The following is a 19,724-nucleotide window of genomic DNA, read 5'->3' on the forward strand; positions in this document are numbered from 1 at the left end:
AAGCCTGATTTGTAATCAGCATCCGTTCAACGGTGCTCTGGACAGTTAAAAAATTTCAGTATTAGCTTGACCAATTACGATCCGCCGATGTTGTATACAAGAACAAGAATAAAAATACAGCATCCCGAACAACCACAGTGAGGATTACCATGACACTCAAGACCCTGATGATCGGCACCGCCCTAAGCCTGGTGACTGCCGCACCCGTATTTGCCGACAAGGCGGATGACACGCTGCATATGGCGATCACCAAAGAACTGGAATCGGTCGACAACTATTACAACTCGGCCCGCGAAGGCATCCTGTTCACGCGCGGCGTCTGGGACGGCTTGCTGTATCGCGACCCCGCGACAGGCGAAATGAAGGGCAACCTGGCCACGGAATGGACGTGGATTGACGACGTCACCGTTGAATTCAAACTGCGCGAAGGCGTGAAATTCCACAACGGCGAGGCGTTCAACGCCGACGATGTGGTCTATACGGTCAACTACATGGTAAACCCGGACAACGGGGTCAAAGTCATGACCAACGTAAGCTGGATGAAAGGCGCCGAAAAGGTCGACGACAACACCGTGCGCATCAACCTGAACGCGCCGTTCCCGCCCGCCGAGGATTATCTGGCCAGCGTCGTCGTCATCTATCCCGACGAATACTATGCCGAAGTCGGCCCCAGCGGCATGGCCACCAAGCCGGTCGGAACGGGCCCTTACAAGGTTGACACGGTCGAGCCGGGCCAGCGCTACGAGCTGAGCGCCTATGCCGATTACCACGACAGCCCCAAAGGCAAGGCGCAGATCGGCAAGATCGAGATCAAGACAATCCCCGACATGAACACCCAAGTGGCCGAACTGTTTAACGGCGGTCTGGACTTCTTGTGGAACGTGCCCGCCGATCAGGCCGAGAAACTGGCCGAAATGGATGACCGGTTCGACGTGGTCAACGCACAGGCGATCCGCATCGGCTATATCTCGATGGACGCGGCGGGTGCGGTTGATCCCGACGGTCCGATGACCAAGAAAGAGGTCCGTCAGGCGATTTACCATGCCATCGACCGTCAGGCGATTGTCGATGCGCTGGTCAAAGGGTCGTCCGAAGTTGTCAACGCAGGTTGCGCGCCGATCCAGTTCGGCTGTGACCTGAGCGTGACAACCTATGACTACGACCCCGAAAAAGCCAAGGCATTGCTGGCCGAAGCGGGTTATCCCGACGGGTTCGAGATCGACTTTTACGCCTACCGCGACCGGCCCTATGCCGAAGCGCTTATGGGGATGCTGAACGAGATCGGCATCAAGACAAACTTCAACTACCTGAAGTACGCCGCCCTGCGCGAAAAGCGCGAGAAGAAAGAAGTGGCCATCTCGTTCCAGACATGGGGTTCCTATTCGCTGCCCGACGTGTCGGCCATCACGGGTGAATTCTTTACCGGTGGCCCGCTGGACGACGCAAAAGATCCCGAAGTCATCGACTGGGTGAAACAGGCCGGTTCGATCACCGACCGCGCCGAGCGTCAGGCGCTGTATTCCAAAGCACACGCCAAAATCGCGGACGAAGCGTATTGGGTGCCGCTGTGGACCTACAACGTGAACTATGTGCTCAGCAAAGAGCTGAACTTTGACCCCACGGACGACGAAGTCATCCGTTTCGCGGACTTCTCCTGGAAGTAACCATTGACGGGCCGCGCAGCTTTTGGTGCGCGGCCCGTGTTTTTTCTTTGCCCGGAAGGTGACGCACGATGGCCGTCTTCATACTTAAACGTCTCGGTCTTGCCCTTTTGGTGGCGCTGACCGTTTCCTTTATCAGCTTCAGTCTTTTGTTCATGGCAGGCGATCCGGCTGTGGCCATCGCGGGCGAAAACGCCAGCGCCGAGGACATTGCGCTGGTCAACGAACGCTATGGCTTTGACCGGCCGATGATCGTGCAATACGGCGACTGGCTGGGGTCTGCGGTCACCGGCGATCTGGGCGATTCATGGTATTTCGACATCCCCGTCACCGAACTGATTGCCGACCGTCTGACCGTCACCATGAAGCTGGGCCTGTTTGCCATCACGCTGGCGCTGGCGGTGGCCATTCCGCTGGGCGTGGCCGCGGCGGCCAATCCCAATTCGCTGATCGACCGATTTGCGCTGTTTTTGTCCGTGGTCGGCCAGGCGATCCCGTCGTTCTGGTTCGGTCTGATCCTGATCGTGATCTTTTCGATCAAGCTGCGGCTGCTGCCTGCGTCGGGCAACGAGACGTGGCAGAACTTTGTGCTGCCGACGGTGGTTCTGGGCTATTACGCCACCCCTGCGATCATGCGTCTGACACGGGCGGGGATGATGGAAGTGTTGTCGTCCGACTATATCCGCACCGCGCGGGCCAAGGGGCTGCGCACCCGCAAGGTGATGTTCAAGCACGCCCTGCGCAATGCGATCATTCCCGTGGTCAGCCTGGCCGCGGTTCAGATGGGCTTTATGCTGGGCGGCTCGATCGTGGTCGAAACCGTCTTTGCGCTGCATGGTGCCGGCTATCTGGCGTGGGAATCCATCGCGCGGAACGACCTGCCGACAATGCAGGCCCTGATCCTGATCTTTTCGACTTTCTACATTCTGTTCACCTTCCTGGCTGACGTTCTGAACGCATGGCTGGACCCACGGCTGCGCGTGGGCTGAGGACTGATATGACCGATACAACCACACCCGCCGACCTGCCCGTTCAGGCCCCCCGCGACAAACCGCTGACACCCGGACAGGCCATGCGCAGACGCGCGCTGCGCCACAGGGGTCTGATGTTTGGTGCCGTCGTCATGCTGATCGTCGTGGGCATTGCCATCTTTGCCCCGCTGCTGACCCAATATGATCCTTACCAGCAAAGCCTGCTGGCGCGGATGAAACCCCCGGTGTTTCTGGGCGGCACATCCGAACACTGGCTGGGCACCGACGGGCTGGGCCGCGACTTCTGGGCGCGGCTGGCATATGGCGCGCGCATTTCGCTGCTGATCGGCATCATGGCTGCCGTTATCTCGGGCATCATCGGGTCGACGCTGGGCATTCTGGCCGGCTACTTTGGCGGCCGCGTCGATATGGTCGTGACCTTTCTGATCAACGTGCGGCTGGCGATGCCCGTCGTGCTGGTGGCACTGGCCGTTGTGGCGTTGTTCGGCGGGTCGCTGACCGTCGTTGTCTCGGTGCTGGGTCTGCTGCTGTGGGACCGCTTTGCCGTGGTGCTGCGGTCGGCCACGATGCAGGTGCGCAAACAGGAATATGTCGCCGCCGCCGAAGTGCTGGGCGCATCGCTGCCGCGCATTCTGGTCAAGGACATCCTGCCCAACGTGATGAACCACCTGATCGTGATCTTCACGCTGGAAATGGCCCACGCCATCATACTCGAGGCGGCGCTGTCCTTCCTGGGCCTGGGCGTACAGCCCCCCACCCCGTCGTGGGGTCTGATGATTTCCGAAGGCAAGGACATGCTGTTGTTCGAACCCTGGCTGATCACCATTCCCGGCGTCGCCCTGTTCTTTCTTGTTCTTGCCATCAACATGCTGGGCGACGGCCTGCGTGATGTCACCGCACCGGAGGGCCGCAACTGATGACCGATCCTATCCTGTCCATCAACAACCTGACCGTTGACCTGCCCAAGGCCGCCGACCGCGCCCATGCCGTCGAAAACCTGACGTTGCAGGTGATGCCCAAGGAAATCGTCTGTATCGTCGGCGAAAGCGGCTCGGGCAAGTCGATCACGGCCTTTACCACCATGGGGCTGCTGCCACAGGCGCTGAACCCCTCGCAGGGCGAAATCCGGTTTGACGGGCACGACCTGCTGAAACTGTCCAAACGCGCGCACAGCAACCTGCGCGGGCGTCGCATGGCGATGATCTTTCAGGAACCGATGTCGGCGCTGAACCCCTGTTATACCGTGGGTGACCAGATCGAAGAGATGTTCCAGCAACACACCGATCTGGGCGCATCCGAGCGCAAGGCCCGCACGATCAAGCTGCTGGAAGAGGTCCACCTGCCCGATCCGCCCCGGGTTTCCGGATCGTACCCGCACCAGCTTTCGGGGGGCCAACGCCAGCGTATCGTGATTGCGATGGCCCTGGCGCTGGACCCGTCCCTGCTGATCGCGGACGAACCGACAACCGCGCTGGACCTGTCCACGCAACAGCAGATTTTGCACCTGTTCAAGGAACTGCGCGAAAAGCACGACGCAGGCATCATGTTCGTCACCCACGACTTTGACGTGGTGGCCGAAATTGCCGACCGCGTTGTGGTGATGCAGCACGGCAAGATCGTCGAACAAGGCACCGCCGAAGAGGTCCTGAACCGTCCGCAACACCCCTATACCCGCCTGCTGATCGACGCGGTGCCGCGCCGCACCCGCGACGTGCCCGAACCGATCACCAGCCGCGAAGTGCTGAAGGTGTCGAACCTGAACAAGACTTACCACATGGCCGGCGGCATGTTCCGCCCCGCGCGCACGATCCACGCCTGCAAGGACGTGAACTTTACCGTGCATCAGGGCGAAACGCTGGGCATCGTGGGCGAAAGCGGCTCGGGCAAGTCGACGCTGGTCAAATGCCTGATCCGTCTGGAAGATCCCGAAAGCGGCGTCGTCTCGGTCGAGGGCAAGGACATCGCGCTGATGTCGCGCCACGATCTGCACCCTTACCGCAAACACATCCAGATCGTGTTTCAGGACCCCTACGGGTCGCTGAACCCGCGCCGCACCATTGGCGATCAGTTGGTCGAGGGGCCGGTGAACTTTGGCGAAAACCGCGCCAAGGCGATGGAACGCGCCCGCGAGCTGATGAAGATCGTGCGGCTGGACCCCGAAGTTCTCAGCCGCTACCCCAACCAGTTTTCCGGCGGTCAACGCCAGCGGATCTGCATCGCACGCGCGCTGATGGTCGAACCGAAAATCCTGATTGCGGACGAGGCGGTTTCGGCCTTGGATGTCTCTGTGCAAAAAGAGGTGTTGAAATTGCTGAATGAAATTCGTGACCGGATGGGGCTGACCGTTCTGTTCATCACCCACGACCTGCGCGTCGCGGCACAGGTTTGCGACACGCTGATCGTCATGCAACAGGGCGATGTGGTGGAACGCGGCACCGTCGAACAGGTCTTTGGCGCGCCGTCGCACCCCTATACCAAAATGCTGCTGGACGCGCAGCCCGGCAAGCATTGGGTCGTGCCCGATGTCTCAACCCTGCCCCCGGCCGTCGCATGAGCGGGTCGTTCTCTCGCAGCCAGCAGACCCGCAAACCCGGTGTCACGGCCACATCGGGCGGTGTTGTCGCCGCCCAGCACGTGGTTGCCGCCGAGGTTGGGGCCGAAGTTCTGGCCGCAGGCGGTGACGCGGTTGATGCCGCCGTCGCCGTAAGCTTTGCCATTGGCGTGGTCGAGCCGTGGATGTCCGGCCCGATGGGCGGCGGTGCGATGATGCTGTGGCGCGCAGACGAGGGCCACGCCCATGCGCTGAACTACGGGATGCGGTCGTCCGCCACGCTGGACGTATCGCATTATCCGCTGTCGGGTGCCGGCAAGGCATCAGACCTGTTCCCGTGGGAAGCCGTGGTCGAGGACCGCAATGTCACCGGTGCCACATCGGTGGCTGTGCCCGGCACGATGGCCGGCATTTCCGCCGCGCACGGCCGCTTTGGCCGGATGCCGTGGGACACGCTGCTGGCCCCTGCCGTGGATCTGGCCAAACGCGGCTTGCACGTGGATTGGTACGCGGCCCTTGTCATCGCCTCCAGCGCGCGTGATCTGGCCCGTGACCCGGACGCAGCGGCGCTGTATCTGGACGATGGCCAATGGCCCAAAGGGTCCGGCTGGACCGCGCTGGCCGATCAGCGGCTGGACCAAAGCAAGATGGCCGAGACACTGGAACAGCTTGCCCGCGAGGGCGAAGAAGCTTTCTATCGTGGCGACATCGCTGCGGCGCTTGTGCGTGACGTGACGGACAAGGGCGGCTTCCTGTCGATGGACGATCTGCGCGACTACAGCGCCACGTGGTCCGACCCGCTGTCGATCCCGTTCCGCGATGGCACTGTCTTCGCCATGCCCGGCCTGACCGCCGGCCCCACGCTGGCCAACGCGCTGGCCCACTGGCAAGACGGCTACGACGCCGCCGATGCCGACAGCCCCGCCGCCTATGTCGCCCGCACCAACGGATTGCGCGCGGCCTATGCGGACCGGCTGACCAACATGGGCGATCACGACAGCGCCAAGGCCCCCGGCTGCACCACGCATTTTTCCATCGTGGACAGCGCCGGCAACATGGTGTCGATGACGCAAACGCTGCTGTCGATCTTCGGCTCCAAGGTGGTGTCGCCCTCGACCGGCCTGAACCTGAACAACGGGATCATGTGGTTCGACCCCGAACCGGGCAAGCCGAACTCGCTGGCGGCGGGCAAGGCCTGTCTGATGAACGTCTGCCCCGTCGTGGGCGAAACGCCCACCCGCCGCTTTGCGCTGGGGGCCTCGGGCGGACGCAAGATCATGCCCGCCGTGGCGCAGATCAGCGGCCACCTGATTGAGCAGGGGATGTCGATGCAGGACGCCGTTGAGGCCCCTCGTCTGGACGCATCCGGCGGCGCGCAGGTGGTGGCGGACGAACGCCTTGCCGGTCCCGTGGCCGACGCGCTGGCCGACAATTTCCCGCTGGCGCTGGCGCAACGGCTGCCCTTCCCCTTTGCCTTTGCCTGCCCCGCAGGGGTGATGCGCGAGGGCACCACCAATTCCGGCACCACCGAAACCATGTCCCCCTGGGGCGATGGCGTTGCCGAACCTGAACCGAAAAAGGCATCCGAATGACCCTGCAAGACACCGCCCGCGCCGACATCGAACGCTATTTCGACAGCGGCGATTTCCAACGCGAACTGGCCACGCTGGTGTCGCGCCCAACAGAAAGCCAGGACCCGCGCGGCAAGCCGCACCTGCATGCCTATCTGCACGACGACATGGCCCCGATGCTGGACGCCATGGGGTTCACCTGTCAGTTCCACGACAACCCCGTGCCCGACGGCCCGCCGATCCTGACCGCCGAGCGGATCGAGGATGCAAGCCTGCCCACGGTCCTGACCTATGGCCACGGCGACGTGGTGCGCGCGCAAGAAGGCCAGTGGCGCGAGGGGCTGACGCCGTTCGAGCTGATCGAGGAAGGCGACCGCCTGTACGGGCGCGGGTCGGCTGACAACAAGGTGCAGCACCTGATCAACCTGCGTGCCATGGATGCCGTGATCAAGGCGCAGGGAAACTTGGGCTTTAACGCCAAGGTCATCATCGAAATGGGCGAAGAAACCGGATCCCCCGGCCTGAAGGAATTCTGCACCGCCAACGCCGACCTGCTGCGCGCGGACGTGTTCATCGCCTCCGACGGCCCGCGTTTGCGCCCTGCGGCACCCACGATCTTTACCGGATCGCGCGGCGGCGTCAGCTTTGATCTCGAGGTCAACCTGCGCGCCGGCGCCAACCACTCGGGCAACTTCGGCGGTCTGCTGGCGGACCCCGCGATGATCCTGTCGCACGCACTGGCCAGCATCACCGACGCGCGCGGCCAGATCCGTGTGCCCGAATGGCGCCCCACCAGCCTGACCCCCCGCATCCGCGAGGTTCTGGCCGCCCTGCCCGCACACGACACCGGCATCGACCTGGACGCCGATTGGGGCGAGGCGGACCTGACCCCGGTCGAGCGCGTGTTCGGCTGGAACAGCTTTGCCATTCTGGCCATGACCGCAGGCGTGCCCGCCGCACCGGTCAACGCCATCGCCGGATCGGCCCGCGCCACCTGCCAGTTGCGGTTCGTGGTCGGCACCGAGGTGGACGACATCCTGCCCGCCCTGCGCCGCCATCTTGACCGCGAAGGGTTCGGCAAGGTCAAGATCGTCGCGCACAGCCGCAACAGCTTCCCCGCGACACGGCTGGACCCCGACCACCCGATGGTCCGCTTTGCCACCGCGTCGATTGAAAAAAGCGTGGGTGTGGCCCCCGACATCCTGCCCAACCTTGGCGGCTCGTTGCCCAACGACTGTTTCGCCGATGTGCTGGGCCTGCCGACGATCTGGGTGCCACATTCCTACGCGGGCTGTTCACAGCACGCCCCCAACGAACACGTCCTGAAACCGGTGTCGCGTCAGGCGCTGGTGGCGATGACCGGACTGTTTGCCGATCTGGCCGAACAGGGCCTGCCAAAGGACTGATCGACGTGTCACTTTCGCCTCAAGACATGACCGCCCTGCGCGACGACGTGCGCGCGGGCCGGTCGGCTTTGTGGGCCAATCCGGCCTATACCCCCGCCGCCGACCCGGTGGCGCGCGCCGATCTGGACCGCGCCCGCGCCGACTGGGACATGCTGGCCCCGCTGTTGGCGCGGCTGTTCCCTGAACTGGAAGCGTCGGGCGGGCGCGTCACGTCTGACCTGATCCCGGCCCCCGCAGGCGCGTTTGGCGATCCTGCGGGCACCCTGCTGATAAAAGGCGACCATGCCCTGCCGGTCGCCGGGTCGATCAAGGCGCGCGGCGGTCTGTTCGAAGTGTTCATGTGCGCCGTCACCCAGGCCCGCGCGGCTGGCGTGCTGACCCCCGACGCGCCCGTCACCGATCTGGCTAACATGCGCGATTTCTTTGCCGCCCGCACGATTGCGGTCGGGTCCACCGGCAATCTGGGGCTGAGCGTCGGCATCGCCGCGCGCGCGCTGGGGTATGCCTGTGTCGTGCATATGTCGAACGACGCAAAGCCGTGGAAGGTCGACCGCCTGCGCAAGCTGGGGGTTCAGGTGGTGCTGCACACGGCGGATTATTCCACCGCCGTTGCCGCCGCGCGCGATGCCACGGCGGGTGATCCTGACAGCTATTTTGTCGATGACGAATCCTCGGAGCTGCTGTTTCGCGGCTACAGTACGGCAGCGGCAGAGCTGGCCGCGCAACTGGACGCGATGGGCATTGTCATCGGCCCCAACCGCCCGCTGTGCCTGTACCTGCCCTGCGGCATCGGCGGCGCACCGGGTGGCATCGCCTATGGCGCGCGGGCGGTGTTCGGCCCCCATGCCCACAGCTTCTTTGTCGAGCCGCAGCAATCCGCATCAGCCCTGTGCCAGATGGCATTCGATGCGCCGTCCGTGCACGATCTGGGCCTGACCAACCGGACCGAAGCCGACGGCATGGCGGTCGCCACCCTGTCGCCACTGGTGCACGCGCGCATGCACGACCGTCTGGCGGGCGTCTGCACAGTGGGCGACGCCGACATGCTGCGCTGGGTCGCGGCCGGCGCAACCCACGGGCTGCAATTCGAACCCTCGGCCACCGCCGGCTTTGCCGGGCCGCACCATCTGATGCACAGTGCCACAGGCAAGGCGTTTCGCGCCGCCCACATGGCCAACGTCCCACCCGAAAACATCGTGCACGTCGTCTGGGCCACCGGCGGCCTGTTCGTCCCCGACGCTGCCCACCGTGCCTTTCTGGACGCCGCCGCAGCGCTGTCCCCCGCCCTTGACCTGCCACAGGAGATCACCCCATGACCAACCCCGCCAGCCTTGGCGCCATCGACGCCCGCCGCCTGATCGCGCGCAAACAATTGTCGCCGGTCGAGCTGGCGCAGGCGTGCATTGCGCAGGTCGAAACGCTGGACCACGCGGTAAACGCCCTGATTGCGCGCGACTTTGACGGGATGCTGGAGGGCGCGAAAAAGGCAGAAACCGCCGTGATGACAGGCGCGTCGCTCGGGGCGCTGCATGGCCTGCCCTTTGCGGTGAAAGACATGATTGATGTGACGGGCCTGCCCACCACCTTCGGGTCCGAGGCCTTTGCCGACAACATCGCCACCGGTGACGACGCCATCGTTGCCGCCATGCGCGCGGCTGGCGGGTTGCCGATGGGCAAGACCAACACACCGGAGTGGAGCGCGGGCGGCAACACCCGCAACCGCGTCAACGGTGTCACGGCAAACCCCTACGACCTGACGCGCACCTGTGCGGGATCATCGGGCGGATCGGCGGTGGCGCTGGCCTGTGACTATGCCCCGCTGGCCACCGGATCGGACACCGGCGGCAGCCTGCGCAATCCGGCGGCTTACTGCGGCATCGTGGGCTACCGGCCCAGCCCCGGCGTGGTGCCGGGCAACACCCGCGCGGCGGGGCTGATCCCCATGCCCACATCCGGTCCGATGGCGCGCAGCGTGGCGGATGCGGGGTTGATGCTGTCGGTACTGGCACGGCCCGACCGCAACGACCCGTTCACCACTGTGATCGACGGACGTACCCCATGGGATGCGGCAAGCTTTGCCAACCTGCCGCGCCGTGATCTGACATCTTTGCGCATCGCGGTCACCGAAGATTACGGCTTTGCCCCCACCGAAGCGCTGATCCGCGACCACTTCCGCGCGATCCTGCCCAAGCTGGCGCCGTTCCTGGGCGAGGTCACCGAAGCCACCCCCGATTGCACCGACGCCGACCGCATTTTCTCGGTCCTGCGCGGTGTGCAGTTTCTGGGTGTCCACGCGAAACTTTACGACGAAACCCCCGATCATGTCGGCCCCAACGTCGCCGACAACGTCCGCGAAGGCCGCAGCTATTCCGCCGAGGACGTGGCGCAGGCGATCTTTGCCCAAGGGCGCTATCACCGCGACTGGCAGGCGTTTTTTGAGTTGCACGATTTCATCATCTCGCCCGCCGTCACCATCAGCCCCCGCCCGTGGCGCGAACTGTACCCGACCGAAATCGACGGCACGCCCACCAAAAGCTATTATCACTGGCTGGCGATGGCCTATGCCTCGACCATTCCGGGGCATCCGTCGATCACGATCCCCTGCGGGATGGACGCGAACGGCATGCCCTTCGGTCTGCAAATCGTTGGCCGCCGTCACGACGATCTGGGCGTGCTGGCCGTCGCCGCCGAACTGGAAGCGGTCATCGCAGGCACCGATCTGGCCGTGCCTGCCCCCGACTTTGCCGCCCTGCGCACCGCCCCGCCACTGTCGCAGGCGGATGAATTCCTGACGTTCAACTGAAAGGCCAAAGCCATGAACATCCCCCTCTCGAAAACACGCCGCATCGACAACACCCTGTACCTGTCCGGCGAGCTGGGCTTTGACGCCAACGGCAAGATCCCCGAGGGCATCACCGCCCAGACCGAAAACTGCATCGCCAACATCAAGGCGACGCTGGCCACCGAAGGGCTGGACCTGTCGCATGTGATCTCGGCCACCTGCTACCTGACCGATCCGGCGGATTTTGCCGCCTTTAACGCGGTCTATGCCGCCGCCTTCCCGCAACCCTACCCCGTGCGCACCACGCTGGCCGCCGCCCTGATGATCGACGCCAAGGTCGAAATCACCGTGATCGCACAGGGCTGACCGGAATGGCCGATTTCCTTGTTCTGGGTGCCGGCATGGTCGGGATCGGCGCAGCACTGGCCTTGCAGGCGCAAGGCCATGCGGTGCGCGTGATCGACCAGCGCGGACCGGGCGAGGAAACCAGCCATGGCAACGCGGGCGTCATTCAGGCCGAGGCCCGCGCGCCCTATGCCATGCCGCGCGATCTGGCGACGCTGTTGCGTTACGGGCTGGGGCGCAGCAACGACTTTCGGCTGGACCCCACGGTTCTGCCGGGGTCGGCACGCGCCTTGCTGGACTATTTCCGCCACTCGGCCCCCGCCCGCCATGCCCAGGTGATCCCGCATTACGCGGCACTGGTCGCCCGCGCGACCGCCGATCACGGCACGCTGGTGGCCGACGCAGGCGCTGACGCCCTGATCCGCCGCACCGGACTGGGCGAGATTTACGAGACCGCGCAGGATTTCGACGCGCGTGCGCAGACCGCCACCGACTTTGCCGAAACCCACGGGTTGGCGCTGCGCTGCGTGGACGGGTCCGACCTGCGCAGCGAAGAACCGGCGCTGACCCGCAGCCCGGCGGGGGCCATCGTCTGGGACGAAAGCTGGAGCACATCCGACCCCGGCGCGCTGGTCCGTGCCTATGCCAAACTGTTCGAAACACGCGGCGGCACGATCCTGCAAAGCGCCGTGCACCAGATCACCGAGACCATCACAGGCTGGCGCGTGGACCGCGATGGCGGCCACCTGAGCGCGGAACATCTGGTGGTGGCGCTGGGGCCATGGTCGCCTGCGCTGCTGAAACACCTGGGCTACCGCGTGCCGATGGTGATGAAACGCGGCTATCACGGGCACTACGATATGCAGGGGAACCTTGCCCGCCCCTATCTGCTGGCCGATCACGGCGTGGTCATGTCGACCATGGCGCGCGGCCTGCGCATCACCACGGGCGCGCATCTGGCCCGCACGACCGCCCCGCAAAACCTGGCGCAACTGACCCACGGAGCAGCCGCGGCGGGCGCATTGGTCGGGTTGAACGGTCCCGTCCCCGACAGCCAGTGGCAAGGCGTGCGGCCCTGCCTGCCGCGCATGTTGCCCATGGTGGGCCGTGCGCCGCGCCACGAAAAGCTGTGGTTCAACTTTGGCCACGGGCATCAGGGCCTGACCCTTGGGCCGACCACCGGCGCGCTGCTGGCCGACATTGTCGATGGCCGGGACGATGCGCTGACGCAGGCGCTGGCCCCCTAGAACCGCCCCCTTAAAAAGGCAGGGGCGCGTTGTCCTTCACCTCTTTCATCACGAAAAAGCTGCGGATCTGGCGCACGCCGGGCAGGGCGATCAGCATCTTGCTGTGCAGCGCGTTGAAATCCGCCATATCCCGCACGCGGATTTTCAGCAGGTAATCGAAATCCCCCGCCACCAGGTTGCAATCCAGCACCTCGGGCATGGCAATCACCGCGTCCTCGAAGGCGGCAAAGCTGTCGGGCGTGGACCGGTCCAGCACCACACCCACCATCACCAGCGACCCCAACCCCACCGACACCGGATTGATCCGCGCCCGCACGTCCAGCACATGCTGGTCCGCAGACAGACGCCGCATCCGGCGGTGACAGGTGGCCGGGCTGATGTTCACCCGCTGCGCAATCTCGGCATTGGTCAACCGCCCGTCCTGCTGCAACAGGCGCAGAATCCTGCGGTCGATTCTGTCGATGCTTTCAGTGGAAGATTCTTCCATAATCTACCTGACTATCTCTCATACTGCTTAGTATTCTCGGCTTTCTATCAGAAATACGCAAAACACAGCCCCAAGTTAGAAAGCACATTTCATCCTTCTTCCCCTAACATGCACCAAAGCCAAACCGGAAGGAAAACCATGTCCCTGCTTGATAAATTCGAACGCTACCCGCTGACATTCGGGCGCACCGCCATCGAACACCTGCCCCGCCTGACCGAAGCCTTGGGTGGCAAGGTCGAAATCTATGCCAAACGCGAAGACTGCAACTCGGGTCTGGCGATGGGCGGCAACAAGCTGCGCAAGCTGGAATATATCGTCCCCGACGCCATCGCATCCGGTGCCGACACGCTGGTGTCCATCGGCGGCGTTCAGTCCAACCACACCCGCATGGTTGCCGCGACAGCCGCGAAAATCGGCATGGACTGCGTTGTCATTCAGGAAAAATGGGTGCCGCACCACGACGCCGTCTATGACCGCGTCGGCAACATCATGATGACCCGCCTGATGGGCGCGGATTCGCGTCTGGTCGATGACGGCTTTGACATCGGCATTCGCAAAAGCTGGGAGGACGCGATCAAGTCGGTCGAGGACAAGGGCGGCAAACCCTACGCCATTCCCGCAGGTGCCTCGGTGCACAAATACGGCGCGCTTGGCTACATCGGCTTTGCCGAGGAAGTGGCCGAGCAGGAAAAAGAGCTGGGATTCAAGTTCGACTACATCGTCGTTTGCGTCGTCACTGGCTCGACCCAGGCGGGGATGATCGTGGGCTTTGCCGCACAGGACCGCGCCGAAAGCGTGATCGGCATCGACGCCTCGGGCACCCCCGACCAGACCCGTGCGCAGGTGCGCAGCATCGTCGACGACACCGCCGAACTGGTGGGCCTTGGCCGTGCCGTGCGCGACGATGAAATCGTGATCAACGAAGATTACGCCTATCCGGCCTACGGCGTGCCCTCGGACGAAACCAACGAGGCGATCCGCCTGTCGGCCCGCACCGAGGCGATGATCACCGACCCGGTCTACGAAGGCAAATCCATGCAAGGCATGATCGACCTGACGCGCAAGGGCTTCTTCCCCGAAGGGTCCAAAGTGCTCTACGCCCACCTGGGCGGCGCCCCCGCGCTGAACGGCTACGCGTCGTATTACAAAGAGGGCTGATCCTCCCCAGCCTCACATGGGCTGCCCCCCGGGGTGGCCCATGTCAAAGACCGGCAGGCAAGATCGGCAACCCATATCGGCAAAGCCTTGTATTTTCTTCCCTTTACGCCCTATAATCATTCATCTTTTGACGAATACAAGATCGGCAAAATATGTTGGAAACCCCGGGCCGTATAGAACCCTGCTTTTTCGAAGATCACATTCCCAGAATACGCTGAAACAGCTAACGGCGCAGGTTTACTGGCCTCTTTGCCAAGGCTGATGTGCCGGAGCGAGGTTGCCACAAAGGGCAGCGCCCGACCGCGGGTGGGCATCACACCGTCAGTTAGCACCACTTTATTTCTGATCTTTGGCGTGACGGGCGGTCGGGCGCTGCCTCTCACACATTGCAAAGCAATGTGTTGTCGGCAGGTGTTCGCTTTGCGAACACCGAGAGGCCGGCGGTGCTAAAGCACCTTGTTCCGGGCTTTGGTGGATGGGGCGACCTTAAAAATCCACCTCGATCGCGATCCCCTGCGCCACCGCCAGATCCACAACCGCCGCCGCCACTGCCAGATCCTGCAATCCCACGCCAGTGCCATCAAACAGCGTGATCTGGTCGTCGCTGACCCGCCCCGCGTGGGTGCCGTTGATGACCGCCCCCAACTGGTGCACGTCACTTTCGGCAATCAGACCCTCAGCCAGCGCGTGCTGCGCTTCGCCAATCGACACCGATTGCGCGATCTCGTCGGTGAACACCGTGGCCCGCGCCAGCAGCGCCGCCTCGACCTCTTGCTTGCCCTTGGTGTCGGTGCCCATGCACGCCAGATGGCAGCCCGGTGCCACATGATCCGCCATCAGCGACGGGGAAAACGCCGAGGTGATGGAAATGATCACATCCGCCTCGACCATACCGGGCAGATCGACCGCCTGGAACGGCACGCCCGCCTCGGCGGCGATCTTCTCGATGTTGGGCAGCATCTCGGGGTGATAGTTCCAGCCGATCACCTTGTCGAACTCCCGCTGCTCCAGCGCCGCGCGCAGCTGGAACGTCGCCTGATGGCCCGCACCCACCATGCCGATCACGCGTGCATCCTTGCGCGCCAGATGTTTGATCGACACCGATGACGCGGCAGCAGTGCGCAGGGCGGTCAACAGGTTGCCCCCCACCATCGCCCGCGCCTTGCCGGTGTCGGGATCGAACAGGAACACCGTGGACTGGTGGTTGATCAGGTTCCGCTTTTCCAGATTGTTCGGCCAATAGCCGCCCGCCTTCAGGCCCAGCGTCAGTCCGGCGCGGTCAAACCCGCCCTTGAACCCGTACAGCGCATCCTCGTGACCAATCGCCTCGCGCACGACCGGAAAGTTATAGGCATCGCCCGCCGCCATCGCGGCAAAGACCTGTTCGACCGCATCAAAGGCAGCGGCACGGGTCATCAGGTTGGCAATCTCGCGTTCAGGGACGATCAGCATGGGGGTGGCTCCGGTCAGTTAGGGGGTGTGCAGGCGACCGCGTGCCGCCTGCACCAAAGGGGATCAATAGGCCTTGCCGCGTGCCGATACCGGCCACAGAACCTCGACCTTGTCGCCGCGCACACCGACGTACCAGTCGTGCACATTGGCGGTGGGATCACAGTGCCCCGGCACCAGCCGCAGCTTGTCGCCCACTTTCAGCAGGTTGTCGGGGTCAAGAACGGTGCCGTGTTCGTCCGAACATCTGGCGTATTCCACATCCGTGCGGCCAAAGATCACCGGCAATCCGCTGTCCACCGACTGCACCTTCAGGCCCGCATCCACAACCGCAAGGCCGGGCTTGGCGTGGCTCATCACTTGCGTGAGGATAAAGAACGCGTTTTCCCATTCGCCCTGATCAATGCGCTGGCCGCTGGCATCCAGAATACGCCCATAGTCAGCATCCATAAACGCATAAGACCCGCATTGCAGTTCGTTATAAACGCCTGAATTGCTTTCGAAATAATAGCTGCCCGTGCCGCCGCCCGAGACCAGATCGCACGCAATCCCCTTCGCCGCCAACCCGTCAACCGCGTCCTTGACCTGTGCAATCGCGATGTCCAGCTTGGCCTTGCGGGCCTCGTAGCTGTCCAGATGCTGCATCGCGCCCTGATAGGCCTGAATGCCGGTAAAGGTCAGACCGTCCGCCTCCTGCACCGCCTTGGCAATCTCGATCACCGCATCCGTGGTGGTCACGCCGCACCGCCCCGCGCCACAGTCGATCTCGACCAGCACTTCGATCTGGGTGCCATGTTTCACCGCCGCCGCCGACAGCTCGGCCACGTTGGCCACGTCATCGACACAGACAATGGTGCGCGCGCCGAACTTGGGCAGCCGCGCCAGACGGTCGATCTTGGCCGCGTCGCGGACCTGGTTCGACACCAGAATATCCTTGATCCCGCCACGGGCGAACACCTCGGCCTCGGACACTTTCTGACAGCAGACGCCAACGGCCCCGCCCAGACGTTCCTGCAACTTGGCCACGTCCACCGACTTGTGCATCTTGCCATGCACGCGGTGGCGCATCCCGTGCGCCTTTGCGTAATCGCCCATCTTGACGATATTGCGCTCCAGCGCGTCCAGATCCAGCACAAGGCATGGCGTCTGGATGTCTGCCGCGTCCATGCCCGGCAGCGCCGGCACGTCATAGCCCACTTCCAGGCCGTCGAAGTTAACAGGTGCGTTCATGATATAGGCTCCTTCAATTGGACCACGGCAAAGCGTCAAGATCGACGTTGCCCCCGGTGATGATGATCCCGACCCGCTTGCCCGCGAACCGGTCCTTGTTGGCAAGGATGGTGGCCAGCGGCACGGCGCTGCTGGCCTCCATCACGATTTTCATACGCTTCCACGTCAGTTTCATCGCATCCACGATCTGATCTTCCGAGGCCGTAAGAACATTGCTGACGTGGTTTGACACAAAATGCCATGTCAGATCTTTCAGCGGCACCTTCAGCCCGTCGGCAATCGTGTCCGGCGCGTCATCGGCAATGATGTGGCCGGCGCGAAAACTGCGCGCGGCATCGTCGGCCTGTTCCGGCTCGGCGGCGATGATCTGAACCTCGGGCGCCAGATGTGACAGGGTCAGGCAGGTGCCCGAAATCATGCCGCCACCACCGATGGGGGCCACGACCATATCCAGCCCGTCGGTCTGCGCCATCAGCTCGCGCGAACAGGTGCCTTGGCCTGCAATCACGCGCGGATCGTTGTAGGGATGCACAAAATCGCCCCCCGTGCGCGCCTGCACCTCGGCAAAGACCGCCTCGCGCGATGTGGTCGACGGCTCGCATTCGGTGATCATGCCGCCATAACCGCGCACCGCATCCTTTTTCGCCTGCGGGGCGGTGCGCGGCATCACCACGTTGCACGGGATACCCCGCCGCCCTGCCGCATAGCTCAGCGACAGCGCGTGATTGCCCGACGAATGGGTGCACACGCCCCGCTTGGCCTCGGCGTCCGACAGGCCGAACACCGCGTTCGACGCGCCGCGCACCTTGAACGCGCCGGCCTTTTGCAGGTTCTCGCATTTGAAAAACAACTGCGCGCCGGTCAGTTCGTTCAGGAACGACGAGGTCAGAACCGGCGTGCGGTGGACATAGGGCGCAATCCGGTCGTGCGCCGCCAGCATGTCGTCAAAGGTCGGGATATACATGGTCGTATCTTTCATCACGCGGCGTCCTGCTGCCGCACAGTGCGGTTGGCGCGATAATAATCCTGCGCCGCCGCCACGCCCGAGCCAAGCGTAATATCCAGACCCAGGTCGGCCATGCACATTTCCGCCGTCGCAATCCCCGACAGCATCATCACATCCGTCAGGCTGCCCAGATGGCCAATACGGAACACCTTGCCCGCAACCTCGCCCAGACCGACGCCAAAGGCGACGCCGTAGGCATCGGCCGCATGGGTGACGATGTCGGTCGCATTAAACCCCTGCGGCGTGCGAATGGCGCTGACCGTGTCGGAATACAGATCCGGGCTGGCCGCGCACAGCTCAAGCCCCCAGGCGCCCACCGCCGCCCGCACCCCTTCGGCAATGCGGTGATGGCGGGCAAAGACATTCTCCAGCCCCTCGTTCAGAAGCATCCCGCAGGCGGTGTTCAGACCGTTCAGCAAGCCAACCGCAGGCGTGTAGGGGTAGGCGTTGTTGGCATAGCCCTTGGCCATGTCGTGCACGTCAAAGAAGGTGCGCGGCAGCCTGGCCGATTTGGTCGCCTCCATCGCCTTGGCGCTGAACCCGACGATGCCCAGACCGGCGGGCAGCATGAACCCCTTCTGCGATCCGGTCACCGCCACATCGACGCCCCAGTCGTCAAACCGGAACTCCATCGACCCGATCGACGACACGCCGTCCACGAACAGCATCGCGGGGTGGCCTGCCGCATCCAGCGCACCGCGCACGGCCCCGATGTCCGACCGCACGCCGGTCGCGGTTTCGTTGTGCGTGGCCAGAACCGCCTTGATCTGGTGGCCCGTGTCCGCGGCCAGAATCTCGGTGTAACGGTCCGCAGGCACGCCCTGCCCCCACGGGGTTTCAACCACGGTCACGTTCAGCCCGTGGCGCTGGCACATATCTATCCAGCGTTGCGAAAACATCCCGTTGCGCGCCGCCAGTACGGTGTCGCCCGCGCTCAGCGTGTTGGTCAGCGCCGTTTCCCAGCCGCCTGTCCCGGTCGAGGGGAAAATGAACACCTCGGCGCTGGTGCTTTTCAGCACCTTTTGAACGCCCGCACGGGCGGGGTGCAGGATCTGCCCGAACAGCGGCGACCGGTGGTCGATGGTCGGCATATCGCAAGCCTTGCGCAGGTTCTCGGGGATGTTGGTCGGCCCCGGAATGAAAACTGGGTTCTGAAAGCTCATGTCCGTCTCCTTGATGTGTTGTAGCCACCTTAGGACAGGCATTGCGCACACCCAACTTTTTTGAAATCATTTTTCAAAAATGATATGGTGCGGATAATCAAGTATTGTCAGTGGCTTGCATTTTTCATATCGTGAAAACGGCTTTCGCGTAAAATCAAAGGCATTATATGGTTTCCCAAGATAATCCCAATTCCGAGCCCCGCCGCGCCCGTGGCCGCCCCCGCGACTGGTCCGACAAGACCGCGCAGAACACCATCAAATCGCTGGACCGCGCCATGGAGGTGTTCGAATTTCTCAGCGAACATCAGGGCAAGGCGCTGACCACGCTTGCATCGGAAACCGACCAGTCTCCGGCCACGGTCTACCGCATTCTGGTGACGCTCGAAGGGCGCGGGCTGGTGGAATTTGACGCTGTCGAACAGCTTTGGCACATCGGCCCGCGCGCCTTTGTCATCGGCGCACGGTTCCTGCGCCGCACCAGCCTGGTCGAACGCGCCCGCCCGGTGATGCGCCGGCTGATGGAGCAAACGGGCGAGACGGCAAACCTGGGCATCGAACGCGGCGGGCAGGTTCTGTTCGTCAGCCAGGTCGAAACCGAAGCCACCATCCGCGCCTTCTTCCCCCCCGGCACCCTGTCGCCCATGCACGCCTCGGGCATCGGCAAGGCGCTGTTGGC

At 63.6% G+C, this 19,724-nt stretch carries 17 protein-coding genes; 12 read left to right on the top strand and 5 right to left on the bottom strand.

Annotated features, from left to right (window positions below):
- The first annotated feature begins 149 nt into the window (after positions 1 to 149).
- The 10 genes from AAC077_RS19110 (at position 150) to AAC077_RS19155 (ending at position 12,555) form a co-directional block, all read left to right on the top strand.
- Positions 150 to 1,664, top strand: a complete 1,515-nt coding sequence (locus AAC077_RS19110; RefSeq protein WP_339773162.1) for an ABC transporter substrate-binding protein — start codon at positions 150 to 152, stop codon at positions 1,662 to 1,664.
- A 68-nt stretch (positions 1,665 to 1,732) separates the two neighbouring features.
- The gene (locus tag AAC077_RS19115) at positions 1,733 to 2,650 is read left to right on the top strand and encodes an ABC transporter permease (RefSeq protein ID WP_339773164.1); all 918 of its coding nucleotides are present in this window, start codon (positions 1,733 to 1,735) and stop codon (positions 2,648 to 2,650) included.
- Between the two features lie 8 nt (positions 2,651 to 2,658).
- Complete coding sequence (locus AAC077_RS19120) at positions 2,659 to 3,570, top strand: ABC transporter permease (RefSeq protein WP_339773167.1); 912 nt, start codon at positions 2,659 to 2,661, stop codon at positions 3,568 to 3,570.
- Positions 3,570 to 5,207, top strand: coding sequence for an ABC transporter ATP-binding protein (locus AAC077_RS19125; RefSeq protein ID WP_339773170.1), 1,638 nt, complete (start codon positions 3,570 to 3,572; stop codon positions 5,205 to 5,207). Before AAC077_RS19120 ends, AAC077_RS19125 begins: the two co-directional genes overlap by 1 nt.
- The gene (locus AAC077_RS19130; protein WP_339773173.1) at positions 5,204 to 6,796 is read left to right on the top strand and encodes a gamma-glutamyltransferase; all 1,593 of its coding nucleotides are present in this window, start codon (positions 5,204 to 5,206) and stop codon (positions 6,794 to 6,796) included. The genes AAC077_RS19125 and AAC077_RS19130 overlap by 4 nt, the downstream gene beginning before the upstream one ends.
- Entirely contained in the window at positions 6,793 to 8,181 is a 1,389-nt protein-coding gene (locus AAC077_RS19135) for a M20 family metallopeptidase (RefSeq protein WP_339773175.1), read from the top strand. Before AAC077_RS19130 ends, AAC077_RS19135 begins: the two co-directional genes overlap by 4 nt.
- Positions 8,182 to 8,186: 5 nt before the next feature.
- Positions 8,187 to 9,497, top strand: a complete 1,311-nt coding sequence (locus AAC077_RS19140; protein ID WP_339773177.1) for a D-serine ammonia-lyase — start codon at positions 8,187 to 8,189, stop codon at positions 9,495 to 9,497.
- Complete coding sequence (locus tag AAC077_RS19145) at positions 9,494 to 10,984, top strand: amidase (RefSeq protein ID WP_339773179.1); 1,491 nt, start codon at positions 9,494 to 9,496, stop codon at positions 10,982 to 10,984. Before AAC077_RS19140 ends, AAC077_RS19145 begins: the two co-directional genes overlap by 4 nt.
- Before the next feature lie 12 nt (positions 10,985 to 10,996).
- Complete coding sequence (locus AAC077_RS19150) at positions 10,997 to 11,329, top strand: RidA family protein (RefSeq protein ID WP_037929115.1); 333 nt, start codon at positions 10,997 to 10,999, stop codon at positions 11,327 to 11,329.
- Positions 11,330 to 11,334: 5 nt separating this feature from the next.
- Positions 11,335 to 12,555, top strand: a complete 1,221-nt coding sequence (locus AAC077_RS19155; RefSeq protein ID WP_339773188.1) for an FAD-dependent oxidoreductase — start codon at positions 11,335 to 11,337, stop codon at positions 12,553 to 12,555.
- Positions 12,556 to 12,565: 10 nt separating this feature from the next.
- On the opposite strand, the gene AAC077_RS19160 is transcribed toward AAC077_RS19155, so the two are convergent.
- Positions 12,566 to 13,042, bottom strand: coding sequence for an Lrp/AsnC ligand binding domain-containing protein (locus tag AAC077_RS19160; protein ID WP_339773191.1), 477 nt, complete (start codon positions 13,040 to 13,042; stop codon positions 12,566 to 12,568).
- 138 nt (positions 13,043 to 13,180) lie between these two features.
- On the opposite strand from AAC077_RS19160, the gene AAC077_RS19165 reads away from it, so the two are divergent.
- Positions 13,181 to 14,200 carry a 1-aminocyclopropane-1-carboxylate deaminase gene (locus AAC077_RS19165; protein WP_339773193.1) on the top strand — a complete coding sequence of 340 codons (1,020 nt, stop codon included), beginning with the start codon at positions 13,181 to 13,183 and terminating at the stop codon, positions 14,198 to 14,200.
- A 486-nt stretch (positions 14,201 to 14,686) separates the two neighbouring features.
- On the opposite strand, the gene bhcD is transcribed toward AAC077_RS19165, so the two are convergent.
- From bhcD to bhcA, 4 genes are all read right to left on the bottom strand, one after another.
- Positions 14,687 to 15,652 carry an iminosuccinate reductase BhcD gene (gene bhcD, locus AAC077_RS19170; protein WP_339773196.1) on the bottom strand — a complete coding sequence of 322 codons (966 nt, stop codon included), beginning with the start codon at positions 15,650 to 15,652 and terminating at the stop codon, positions 14,687 to 14,689.
- Between the two features lie 63 nt (positions 15,653 to 15,715).
- Positions 15,716 to 16,879, bottom strand: a complete 1,164-nt coding sequence (gene bhcC / locus AAC077_RS19175; RefSeq protein ID WP_339773198.1) for a 3-hydroxy-D-aspartate aldolase BhcC — start codon at positions 16,877 to 16,879, stop codon at positions 15,716 to 15,718.
- 13 nt (positions 16,880 to 16,892) lie between these two features.
- Entirely contained in the window at positions 16,893 to 17,858 is a 966-nt protein-coding gene (bhcB, locus tag AAC077_RS19180; protein ID WP_339773201.1) for a beta-hydroxyaspartate dehydratase BhcB, read from the bottom strand.
- Complete coding sequence (bhcA, locus tag AAC077_RS19185) at positions 17,858 to 19,048, bottom strand: L-aspartate--glyoxylate aminotransferase BhcA (protein WP_339773203.1); 1,191 nt, start codon at positions 19,046 to 19,048, stop codon at positions 17,858 to 17,860. Before bhcA ends, bhcB begins: the two co-directional genes overlap by 1 nt.
- A gap of 167 nt (positions 19,049 to 19,215) precedes the next feature.
- Between bhcA and AAC077_RS19190 the strand changes: the two genes are divergently transcribed.
- Positions 19,216 to 19,724, top strand: a 509-nt coding sequence (locus AAC077_RS19190) for an IclR family transcriptional regulator (protein WP_339773206.1), incomplete at its 3' end; no start/stop codon positions are given.

The organism is uncultured Pseudosulfitobacter sp. (assembly GCF_963976325.1).
Classification (GTDB): Bacteria; Pseudomonadota; Alphaproteobacteria; order Rhodobacterales; family Rhodobacteraceae; genus Pseudosulfitobacter.

Coding starts and splice junctions, on each gene's coding strand:
- AAC077_RS19150 (WP_037929115.1), top strand. CDS start 10,997: ATGAACATCCCCCTCTCGAAAACACGCCGCATCGACAACACCCTGTAC.
- AAC077_RS19115 (WP_339773164.1), top strand. CDS start 1,733: ATGGCCGTCTTCATACTTAAACGTCTCGGTCTTGCCCTTTTGGTGGCG.
- AAC077_RS19155 (WP_339773188.1), top strand. CDS start 11,335: ATGGCCGATTTCCTTGTTCTGGGTGCCGGCATGGTCGGGATCGGCGCA.
- AAC077_RS19125 (WP_339773170.1), top strand. CDS start 3,570: ATGACCGATCCTATCCTGTCCATCAACAACCTGACCGTTGACCTGCCC.
- AAC077_RS19130 (WP_339773173.1), top strand. CDS start 5,204: ATGAGCGGGTCGTTCTCTCGCAGCCAGCAGACCCGCAAACCCGGTGTC.
- bhcB (WP_339773201.1), bottom strand. CDS start 17,858: ATGAAAGATACGACCATGTATATCCCGACCTTTGACGACATGCTGGCG.
- bhcA (WP_339773203.1), bottom strand. CDS start 19,048: ATGAGCTTTCAGAACCCAGTTTTCATTCCGGGGCCGACCAACATCCCC.
- AAC077_RS19120 (WP_339773167.1), top strand. CDS start 2,659: ATGACCGATACAACCACACCCGCCGACCTGCCCGTTCAGGCCCCCCGC.
- AAC077_RS19110 (WP_339773162.1), top strand. CDS start 150: ATGACACTCAAGACCCTGATGATCGGCACCGCCCTAAGCCTGGTGACT.
- AAC077_RS19135 (WP_339773175.1), top strand. CDS start 6,793: ATGACCCTGCAAGACACCGCCCGCGCCGACATCGAACGCTATTTCGAC.
- AAC077_RS19145 (WP_339773179.1), top strand. CDS start 9,494: ATGACCAACCCCGCCAGCCTTGGCGCCATCGACGCCCGCCGCCTGATC.
- AAC077_RS19160 (WP_339773191.1), bottom strand. CDS start 13,042: ATGGAAGAATCTTCCACTGAAAGCATCGACAGAATCGACCGCAGGATT.
- bhcD (WP_339773196.1), bottom strand. CDS start 15,652: ATGCTGATCGTCCCTGAACGCGAGATTGCCAACCTGATGACCCGTGCC.
- AAC077_RS19165 (WP_339773193.1), top strand. CDS start 13,181: ATGTCCCTGCTTGATAAATTCGAACGCTACCCGCTGACATTCGGGCGC.
- bhcC (WP_339773198.1), bottom strand. CDS start 16,879: ATGAACGCACCTGTTAACTTCGACGGCCTGGAAGTGGGCTATGACGTG.